Source organism: Spirulina sp. LEGE 11439, assembly GCF_059821285.1.
The window spans coordinates 119962-129886 of sequence record NZ_JCAMRX010000007.1; the positions used below are offsets into that span (position 1 = coordinate 119962).

14 protein-coding genes are annotated in these 9925 nt (G+C 44.0%); 9 read left to right on the plus strand and 5 right to left on the minus strand.

What is annotated here, in order from left to right; all coding sequences use genetic code 11:
* The first annotated feature begins 40 nt into the window (after positions 1-40).
* The 9 genes from AC6RV6_RS07430 to AC6RV6_RS07470 all read left to right on the plus strand — a co-directional run bounded on the left by AC6RV6_RS07430 (position 41) and on the right by AC6RV6_RS07470 (position 6842).
* A complete protein-coding gene (locus AC6RV6_RS07430; RefSeq protein WP_500240072.1) occupies positions 41-655 on the plus strand; it encodes a hypothetical protein in 615 nt (204 codons plus the stop codon).
* A complete protein-coding gene (locus AC6RV6_RS07435) occupies positions 544-3219 on the plus strand; it encodes a transposase (RefSeq protein WP_500240074.1) in 2676 nt (891 codons plus the stop codon). Before AC6RV6_RS07430 ends, AC6RV6_RS07435 begins: the two co-directional genes overlap by 112 nt.
* Before the next feature lie 21 nt (positions 3220-3240).
* A complete protein-coding gene (locus tag AC6RV6_RS07440; RefSeq protein ID WP_500240075.1) occupies positions 3241-3966 on the plus strand; it encodes an AAA family ATPase in 726 nt (241 codons plus the stop codon).
* A complete protein-coding gene (locus AC6RV6_RS07445; protein ID WP_500240076.1) occupies positions 3963-4250 on the plus strand; it encodes a hypothetical protein in 288 nt (95 codons plus the stop codon). Before AC6RV6_RS07440 ends, AC6RV6_RS07445 begins: the two co-directional genes overlap by 4 nt.
* A gap of 55 nt (positions 4251-4305) precedes the next feature.
* Positions 4306-4434 (plus strand): hypothetical protein, encoded by a 129-nt coding sequence (locus AC6RV6_RS07450; protein WP_500240077.1) that lies wholly within the window; start codon positions 4306-4308, stop codon positions 4432-4434.
* Between the two features lie 178 nt (positions 4435-4612).
* Positions 4613-5581, plus strand: a complete 969-nt coding sequence (locus AC6RV6_RS07455) for a DUF5131 family protein (protein ID WP_500240078.1) — start codon at positions 4613-4615, stop codon at positions 5579-5581.
* 15 nt (positions 5582-5596) lie between these two features.
* Entirely contained in the window at positions 5597-5869 is a 273-nt protein-coding gene (locus tag AC6RV6_RS07460) for a hypothetical protein (RefSeq protein WP_500240080.1), read from the plus strand.
* On the plus strand, positions 5866-6405 hold the full coding sequence (locus tag AC6RV6_RS07465; protein ID WP_500240083.1) for a hypothetical protein: 540 nt from the start codon (positions 5866-5868) through the stop codon (positions 6403-6405). Before AC6RV6_RS07460 ends, AC6RV6_RS07465 begins: the two co-directional genes overlap by 4 nt.
* Positions 6396-6842 carry a gp16 family protein gene (locus tag AC6RV6_RS07470; protein ID WP_500240085.1) on the plus strand — a complete coding sequence of 149 codons (447 nt, stop codon included), beginning with the start codon at positions 6396-6398 and terminating at the stop codon, positions 6840-6842. Before AC6RV6_RS07465 ends, AC6RV6_RS07470 begins: the two co-directional genes overlap by 10 nt.
* An 83-nt stretch (positions 6843-6925) precedes the next feature.
* Here AC6RV6_RS07470 and AC6RV6_RS07475 read toward each other — a convergent pair whose 3' ends face one another.
* The 5 genes from AC6RV6_RS07475 to AC6RV6_RS07495 form a co-directional block, all read right to left on the minus strand.
* Complete coding sequence (locus AC6RV6_RS07475; protein ID WP_500240086.1) at positions 6926-7195, minus strand: hypothetical protein; 270 nt, start codon at positions 7193-7195, stop codon at positions 6926-6928.
* Positions 7192-8577 carry a hypothetical protein gene (locus AC6RV6_RS07480; RefSeq protein ID WP_500240087.1) on the minus strand — a complete coding sequence of 462 codons (1386 nt, stop codon included), beginning with the start codon at positions 8575-8577 and terminating at the stop codon, positions 7192-7194. The genes AC6RV6_RS07475 and AC6RV6_RS07480 overlap by 4 nt, the downstream gene beginning before the upstream one ends.
* Positions 8577-9287 carry a hypothetical protein gene (locus tag AC6RV6_RS07485; protein WP_500240089.1) on the minus strand — a complete coding sequence of 237 codons (711 nt, stop codon included), beginning with the start codon at positions 9285-9287 and terminating at the stop codon, positions 8577-8579. Before AC6RV6_RS07485 ends, AC6RV6_RS07480 begins: the two co-directional genes overlap by 1 nt.
* 3 nt (positions 9288-9290) lie before the next feature.
* Positions 9291-9740, minus strand: coding sequence for a hypothetical protein (locus AC6RV6_RS07490; protein WP_500240090.1), 450 nt, complete (start codon positions 9738-9740; stop codon positions 9291-9293).
* On the minus strand, positions 9733-9925 hold a 193-nt coding region (locus AC6RV6_RS07495; RefSeq protein ID WP_500240092.1), incomplete at its 5' end, for a hypothetical protein. The genes AC6RV6_RS07490 and AC6RV6_RS07495, both read right to left, overlap by 8 nt.

Here is a 9925-nt window from a genome sequence, read left to right on the forward strand (position 1 = left end):
TAATGTATGGTTAATAGTCAAAACGGGGCTGGACAAATCAATGAACAAACCTCGCACCCCAGCCGAAGCTGCTTCAGAACTCGATCGCATCCGGACTCTCTGTTTAAGGGAAGGATGCCCAGAGTCAGGCGATCGCGATGGTCTCATCTTCAAGGCGATTTTGTGGGAATGCTCTCTAGCTGAACTCAGGATGGTTGCGAAGGAAATCAAAACTGGGAACTGGGAACTGGGAACTGGGAACTGGGAACTGGGAACTGGGAACTGGGAACTGGGAACTGGGAACTGGGAACTGGGAACTGGGAACTGGGAACTGGGAACTGGGAACTGGGAACTGGGAACTGGGAACTGGGAACTGGGAACTGGGAACTGGGAACTGGGAACTGGGAACTGGGAACTGGGAACTGGGAACTGGGAACTGGGAACTGGGAACTGGGAACTGGGAACTCTGACGAACTCTAGTGATTATTTGCTATGGACTTTTGGTATTCTGCTTCACAATTGGCAACTTTGCATTTACCTGAATTGCCCTCTTCTAAAAGAGGAATGCAAAAACTTGCCAAGCGAGAAAACTGGAAATTTAGAGATCGGCAAGGACACGGCGGCGGTCGCGAGTACCACATCAGTTCACTCCCTCCAGAAACACAGGCTTACTTAGGAAAGAAAAATGAGCAATATAGAACAGGAAATTCTGAAAATCCTAGAGGAGAGGGATTTACCGCAAGACGAACTGGAGGAGAAGTTCGGAAAGGAACGGGGACGGGAAGCAATTCACAGACTGGAAAGAGAGGGGAAAGTCTGGAAACAGTACACCCCATCTCTGAATTCAGCAACGGACAATACTCTGTGGATGCCGATCGCACACTCTTTCACAGGATGGGAGCGCTGACCGATGAAAAACACGATCGCCCCGATTCGTCCGGGATCGGTTCTGTACGCCCAGAGGAAAATTTTGCGGTTGTTGGAGCAAGAGAAGGAAATGGAAGCCCTCCCGCTCTACATCCAATTCGGGACAAAAATAACGAACAAAGCACTGATGAATCTGTCGCGACGAGAACTGATAGAAACGAGTGTTCGCGGCAAATGGATCGGATTGAGTCTGAAGCGAATCGACTAGAAACAATTCATCACTTATGCCCTTTGTGCAGCCAACTGATAGCCAATGGCAAACCCAACCTACCCAGAACTAGAACAAGCGATCCTGAAAATATTAGAGAAAGAACCGAGAACACTCTACGCGCTAGTGGAGATGTTGGGAGGGCATCCGATGACCCCCAAACTGCACTAAAGCATCGAGAAACTCGAAAAAGAGAACAAAATCGAGATGAGAAAAAATCAACACGACCCACTGATGTTCACAGTAATTGTGAAAACAATCTCCTCACTCTAAACCCGAGCGATAGAGCGCAGGCAAGATTCACGATTCTCAAAGCCTTCGAGAAGTTCCACACCGATAACCCCGAACTCAGCAAGATTCAAGCAGAATACGAATTTTGTGAGAAGTACAAGGCGCGGCAAATCGAGATCGATACCTACGAAACGATCCGGAAATTCTCGCGCTCCACGTTATGCAACTGGCAAAAAGCCCTAAAACAAAGCGCCTCAGCGTTAGATGATGGCTACAAGCCGAACCGCCGCAACAAGAGGAAGATCGATCGCAATCCCCAGATGGTGGAGTTTATCAAGGGGCATATTAGCCGCAATCCTCGAATTAGTAGCAAACACCTGCACGAATTACTGCAAAAGGAATTTACGCCCGAACAACTTGTCGCTGAGAGAACATTGTGCCGATGGCTGGAACGCTGGCGCAACGAAAACCAAGAACTTTTCGTTCATCTCAACAACCCGGATAAGCACAAGAGCAAGTTTCAGCCTGCGTTTGGCAGCTATAGCGAACAAATCGATCACCTCAACCAATGCTGGGAACTGGACTCAACCCCCGCCGATATTTTGCTGGATGACGGGCGCTACACGGTTGTTGGCTGCATTGATGTTTATTCGCGTCGTTCTGCTTTGTTGGTGAGTAAGACATCGAAAGCGGAAGCCATAGCCGCTCTCTTACGCTATTGCATCCTCAATTGGGGCGTACCCGAACGCATCAAAACTGACAATGGCAAGGACTATACCAGTTATCACATCGCGAGAGTGGTGGACGATTTGGGAATCAAACAAGAATTTTGCGCTCCTTTTACGCCGGAGCAAAAACCTCACATTGAGCGATTTTTCAAAACTTTCTCCCATGACCTCTTGCAATTCCTCCCAGCATTCACGGGTCACAACGTAGCAGAACGACAAGACCTGAGAGCGCGGGAAAGTTTTGGCGATCGCCTGATGAGTTCGCAATCGGAACCGGTGCGATTGCGGTTGAATGAGAGTGAGTTTCAAACTTTCTGCGATCGATGGCTGAATACCTACCTTCACAAGCCGCACGAAGGGGAAGGAATGAACGGAATCAGCCCCTTTGAAAAAGTGTCGAACGCTCATCAGATCGTTCGCAATATCAACAGCGAGAGAGCCTTAGATATCCTGCTGGCTGTACCTGCTCAAAATCGATATCCAACCGTTACGAAAAAAGGCATCCGGGTGGGCGGGCAAACCTTCATTGCGCCAGAACTTGCGGAATGGATGGGGCAAAAAGTGGAAGCCCGAGAAGATCCCTGCGATTACGGGAAACTCTTTGTTTTCAGTGTAGAGGGGCAATTTATCGCGATAGCTGAAAGCGATTTGAGTGGAGTCGATCGCCAAAAAGTAGCAGTAGAAGCTAAACGCCGCAATAAGGCGAAGATTTCCCAACAACGCAAAGAATTAAAGAAATCGGCCAAGTCCATCGATACAAATGACGTGGCTGCACAGATTCTCACATTGCGTGAGAAACAATCCGAGAACCTCTTGGCTTTTCCAAAAGCCAAGGAGGAACACGGCTCAAATGGGCTAACTGAAGCCCAAAAAGCAGTGCAGGCGGCTGAGGAGTCCACCGCACTCACTCAACCGCCCGCACCAAAACCCACATATCCCGAAATTCTCATTCGAGATAACTCTTACTATAACAAACTTTGGCGACAGCTAAAGGCGGGGGAAAATCCCCCGATCGAGGAGTTGCGACGAATGAGGAGGTATATCGGGACACCACAAGGAAAAGCCTTGCTTCCCCGGTTGCAAGTCACTAAACAGGTTGTTGACGCAACCTTAGACGAGGCTATCGGAGAAGCACAGGCAGTTTAATCACACTCTCAATTTAGCGAAATGAAGAACCAGATCGCATACACGAAAAATATCGAACGAGCTTTTGCTCTGTTCAATCTGCTGAACGAACGCTCTCAAACTATCCCCGGTATGGGACTGATTAAGGGCGCACCGGGTACGGGAAAAAGCAAATGCCTCCAGTGGTTCAGATCGAACCCCGAATCGAGTAGCGGCATCTTCTTGCGTGCCAATCGCGGTTTTTCCCCTTATACCCTGTTGAGCAAGCTTTTGATTTCTCTCGACTTACCTGCCAATCGTCGCAATGCTGCAATGCTGGAAACGATTTGCGGGGCATTGGAAAACTCACAACAGTACATTTTCATTGACGAGGCGGATTACCTGTTCAATTATCCAGCATCGCTGGACTATCTGCGAGACATTCACGATGAAACCCAAATCCCGATTATCCTCATCGGCATGGCAGACGGCAGCACCAAAGATATTCATCGTCGTCTTGCCAACTATAAGCAGTTAAACCGCCGCGTGAGCCGTCGTATCGACTTTCTCCCCTGCGATTTGGATGATGTGGAACTCATCGCTGAGTCCTGCTGTGAGATACAGATCGATCGCGATGCTCTTGTCGATATTCATCAGGAAACCAAGGGCAACATCGGGTTAATTTGCAATGCCTTAGAAGTTGCAGAACGCGCCGCAAAATCACAAGAGTGGACTCGCATCAATGCGGCTCAACGCAAGGCTATTTTGAGCCGAGGAGGTGCAGCATGAGCGTGACCTATGAAATGACCTCCGAACTGTACGAGGCGCTGGAAAATCTCATCGATTATGTTTTGCAGTGGAATGCCAGTGAGTTCGGCGCGGAGCCTCCCACTCGCGAGGAAGCCGAAAAAATCGCTGCCAAGTTTATCACTGCTCGCTGTTTTAACGCTCCCTATGAGAACGATAACGAGGTCATTGCTACTGCTTTGGCTGGGCTACGCGAATTTTCTGAGGAGCGAGCAAAAGCTAATGCGATAGAGACTTATTACGCTCTGCAAGTTGATAACAACTAACCCATTTTGAGGGGCGTTTAAGTTAGCGTCCCTGAAACTATTTGGAGAGAAATTAATGCTTGAAAAGAAACTCACTCGAACTCAATTAATCGTGCAGTATAGCATCCTTGCGTTTACTGGAACGTTGATGGTTATCGCTGCTATTGTTACTCAGCAAAAGATTGTTGGAACAACATTTTACTGAATGCTGGAATCCTCGTTATGTGCCTCAAAATCTTGTCGTGGAGGAAATGAGATGAACAGCCCAAAAAATAAACAAAAAGAGAGTGTTATTTTGTGTTTCATTCTGTTGATTTATGCAGGTTTCGTTTTGATTGTCCCTCCTTTAGTTGGGCGACATTTTGAAATTAGAGGTGAAACGAATGTCCTCAAATATTAACTGGACAGATGAGGGCTGGAATCCTTGGGATGGATGCGATCCGGCTTCAGAAGGCTGCGATAACTGCTATGCGGCTGAGATGGCGAATCGCTTTTGGGGAGAGCGGAAATTTTCCGATATTCGATTCCACGAAAGTCGCGAACGAATATACAAGCCCCTCTATTGGCGCAAACCGCGTAAGGTTTTTGTCAATTCGATGGGAGATTTCTTTCATCCAAAAGTTCCGAATGAATGGCGGGATGAGGCAATGGCGATTATGGCAATGTGTCCGGATCATACTTTCCAAATCCTGACCAAGCGCCCAAAAATCATGCGGGATTATTTAAGAGATCCTCTTTTACCAGAAAGACTATATCAAAGGGCTTGGAGCGTGATTTCTGACTTTTCTGGTAAATTTAAAGAAAGAATGAAGCAAGCAATTAAAAGCAATACTGTGCTAGAGGAAAGATTCTATGCACGCAAACTTTGCTTGCCATTAAAGAACGTTTGGTTTGGGGTTTCAGTTGAGAACCAAAAGCAACGAAACATCAGAATTCCGTTGCTGTTGGAAACTTCCGCCCATACGCGATTTGTTTCAATCGAACCCTTGCTAGAGGCATTACCCAACGGATTATCGTATTTGCCTATTCCCGATTGCAAATATCAACTTGAAGATGGTTGCTGCGATCATCCGAGAAATATTACCCCCGAATGCCATTGGTGGATTTGTCCGCAAGTGAAGCACGTTAAAGGTGATATTCATTGGGTCATTATTGGGGGAGAATCTGGCAGGGGAGCAAGATTTTGCGATCCGCAATGGATTAAAAAAATTGTGGATTTAGAGCAACAGCATTCTGCAATCTGGGTCAAGCAACTTGGCTCAAAATGTGGACTTAAAACCAAGGGAAAGGGGGAAGATTGGAGCGATCCAAACTTTCCTGAATCCCTCAAAATCCGTCAATTCCCTAGTTAACTAAGGAGTTGAAAAATGAGAAATGATATAGCTTTCTGTATCGTTGCTTATAATCATTGGTTCTACAACGGCTCAGTTTTTGTTTCTGATTCAACTTTCGCCAAACTTTATAAATCTAGGAGAGGTGCTAAATCTGCAATAGCGCAATTCAAAAGATTTAAGAAACTTGACGAAATTCCCTCTGAACTTATTAACATTGTTGTTCGTGTTGAAGAAGCCAACGACAAATGCAAGCAATTAAACCTTCAACTTTTCCCATGCCCTTTTAATTACTGGAAAACAGCATGAAAACAACCAACACAAAACAAACAAAACAAATTCCAGAATGGGCGATCGCTCGTCGCCAAATCGTTTTTGATGGTCGGCTGCGAGCATATCGCGCTCGATTGCTTGATGGTTATTTCGAGTGGGGAAACAATGATATTGGAACGTCGTTAACCATTCAACCCCTTGAGACTCGTTGGCAAAAAGTTCCCCAATTCGGGGAAATGAAAAATTACTTCGATATCGTCTTTATCGATCGCGATAATGTCGCATCAATTATCAGCCTCAAAACCGATTCAGCCACTAGCATATCGGGTTGGCTGGCAAACATCCAAGGCGGTGAAGACCCAATCGATCCGATATCCTTACGCATAAAAATTCAGTTAGTTGAGGAACAAACTACAGGGAAAGGAAGCTCTTACCATGTGGTCAAAGTGGTGGGAGCAGGGGAAGAGTTGCCCTTTGATTTCGTCACGAAAGAGGAATATGAGGCAGCCGTGGAATTCCTCAAAAGTGACTTCTACCAAAAAAATCGATGGAAGGGGTGTTTATGGCTTTAAAAACGGAACCTCTTGCCAGTGAAAGGAAGCGCTTGCTGGCAAAAATTCACATCGCCAAAAAGCAGTTAAAACTCTCTGATGAAGAATATCGCAACATCCTCGAAAAAGCTACCGAATTACGCTCTTGCAAGGATATGAATTTGAGCCAGCTTGCCCTCGTTATCAACAATTTTAAAGGTATGGGGTTCAAGGTCAAATTTGAGCCAGAAGGCAAGGGAAAGCTCCGTGCGACCGTACAGGACAAAATCCGCGCTCTTTGGCTTGAATTGCATCGGATCGGGGCAATTGAAGATAAGAGCGATAAAGCCTTGAATATTTGGGTTAAAACGATGGTTAATGTCGATCGCATTGAGTGGCTCTTACCCAATCAGGCTCAAACCATTATTGAATCTCAAAAACAATGGTTCAATCGCGTTTCTCCTGATGAGAAGAAGTGATTTCCAATAGGTCTCGCTCTGCGAGACTAAGCTATTTTCTCGAACTTGTCAACCCAGCATTTCTACTGATAGAAATGCTGGGTTTATAGTGATGGCATCTGACCTGATTGTGCTATCCCTCCACGCGGCGCACTAACCGTAATAATCTCCCCCTGCTGCGTCATTCCATTACTAATGGATTTAGCGGTAACAGTGCCGCTCGGTGTCGCAATTACCATATCTCCAGAGGCAGCATTGTATCCAGCGTATTGCCCTGAGAATTCAGATTGATTGTAGTAGCGATCGGCCGTGCGTTGAGCCGCTAAATCGCGACTGTTCTGTAGTTTTTCTAAGGCAAGTTGTTGTGGATTCATGGATGGTATCTTATATCGTAAATTGTTGCATTGTCGGGAATAAGATAGGCAAATTCCTCAAATTCAGAATCTATCCACTCCTCATCTCCTACAGTCAATTCATGCGCGAAAACAGTATATTTTTGATTGTTGAAATTATTTATTCTGTAATAGAAAGAAATCTTGTTGTTTTGTTTATCGTATATAAAATTCTTTCTTCTTTTGTTATAAAGAAAATTATTGTAATTATAATTAATTCTGTTGTTATCAAATAAATAAAATTCATTATTATGTTGCCCTTGTCTATTAATCGAGGGGTATTGATTCCCTCCTCCTAGAGGAAGAGAATAATATCCTTTCATGGCTTCATCGTGAAAAGTAATGGGATTCTCTCCATGTATATCCCATCGGTTAGCGATATCCATAATATGCCCTGTTGAATAGTCAAAAGAACCAGATGCAGACTTACTTACGACTATCTGATCGACAATCATTTCAAAATCGAAGAAATCGAACCGATTTATTTTTGTATTTTTATCAATAAAATAGTCCTCATTGAATTCATACTTTACAGTTTGTGTAAATTGAGTTCTGTTATCAGGACTATAGACGATTTGTTTTTCGTAAAGATATTCTGCTCTTCCTGTTAGCAGGTCATCAAAGGATATTAAATCGTATTTTGCTTTAATATTTTTTTTCACCAAAACATTGTCTACATATAATCCTGTATCTATTGATGTCTCTTCTTCTTTTTTTATAAACAACCAGAATTTTCCGCTTAGGATTCTCAAACTAAGATTATTAGATCCCATTCCCCAGAAACTACCATATTTTCTCCAGACCGCAATATCTGAGATTCCCAGAGTCCAATCATTCGCACTATAAACCAATTCTTTTTTAGAGTTTCCTTTAAATAAATATAATTTATATTCCTCACCATCTTGAAGTAAAATCCCTGCTTCGAAATTATTTTTACCTTTGCCTGTATTTTCAAGCTGAGCCGCAAGAAAAATTTGAGTTTCTCCAAGCTCAAAAATCTTCTTAGGCTTGGCACGATCTGAGCCAATAAAAAATTCATTTTCTATTGAAAATAAAGATTTTATTCTACCTGTTTTGGTATGCTGTGCATTGGTAAATCTTCTCCTCCTTTTATGGGGCATTTGATTAAAATGCGACCCAGTTTTTCGGAGTTGGGTATTTTCCTGAATCGCACCATTTGTTTTGATTTTACCACCCATACCAGACGATGTTATTGGCTGTCCTTGTGCTGCATTAAAACCTTGATATCGCACGGCTGAGGGATTTCTCAATGCTTCTTTTTCGCGCCGTGCGATGTTAATTTGACCTTGCTCGCGTCGTGTGGTCAGGCTTTCTCGTGCTAATTCCAAAGGATCGCTCACCATTACCAAGTATTCCCTGTTAAGACTTGAGTATTTAATTTTTTGTAATCCCACAAAAAGTCTTGGGTTGTGTCATCGATAATTGTTTGAGCTTCTGAATTTACGGCTCCCTCAACAATGTATCCATTGGCATAGCGAAGTCGAATATCTCCCGTTCCTGAATCGAGAAAATTAAGCGGAGTGCCATTCATGGTTTCGGAAATTTGTAAAGTGTTAGGGTCAGAATTGACGACATAGAAAATCGTATCTTCAGGGATTCCAGTAGGAAGCACTGCGTCAAGATCTGGAGTTAGTAAAATCTCATCGCCATCGTTTAATTCATGTCCGGTTAAGGTCAGAGAATTCGTGCTTGAATTAATATTTTCAAGTACGGCGTTCGCGCGATGATGAGGGTCTACCAAAAGTGCAAAACTATCCCACTGTAAGGATAAGCCATTGGCTGTAATTTGCCATTTGTGAGGCTCGTCTAGCTCAACTCTTTTGTTAACGGTATTGTTAATAAATTGATTGGCTGTAACTAACCAATCTTGACGAGAGTACCCATTCTCTTCATTGAGTTCTGCTTTGAAAATGTCAATTTTGCTTGAGTGAATACTCCAGTTTGCATCTAAACCCAATATCCATTTTAGATGAGTGGGACTGGGGACTAAACCAAATTCGATGAGGCTCGATCGTCTGAGCCAAGAATTAAAAACGCCGCCTGATAATGTCATTTTTTAAACCGTTGTGTAATCAAATTGAACAAATCCAGTTTTTAGATCGAACTCTAAGGGACTGCCATCGGGAGTAAAAGGAGTTGCTATGCTATTAACTTGTCGCTCTAAATAACAGAATAAGTGCGAGTTTGCGTTAATGCCGGCGGCAATAATAAGACCTGTAAGCGGTGCATTGTTACTTGTTGTTAATCCAGCCCAGAGAGGATTTTCAAAGGCAAGTGTTAAGATTCCAGTAACATCAACTAATCTTTTATTGGGATCGTTATCTGGATTGAAGAGTTGCTTGTATGTATAATTTCCTCCTGTGGGAATCGCTGTTAAATCCCCAAAAGTTTGTAAAGATTTGTCTGGTTTTGCTGTTGCGAGATGAGCGTAAAACGTACCATTATTAAGCTGTATGAGATTGGAAAAACACTTTTTAAGTGCGCCATCGAATAAAAAGCTAGACATTTTGGATTGCTTCCACTTGAAGGTTTACGGTTATGAGTTGAACTGATGCCAACGTACCTCGGGCTTTGACTCCTTCGACATTGGTGGCAACGGTTATGGGCTGTGCCGATGCCAACGTGCCTCGGGCTTCGACTCCTTCGACATTGGTGGCAACGGTTATGGGCTGTGCCGATGCCAACGTGCCT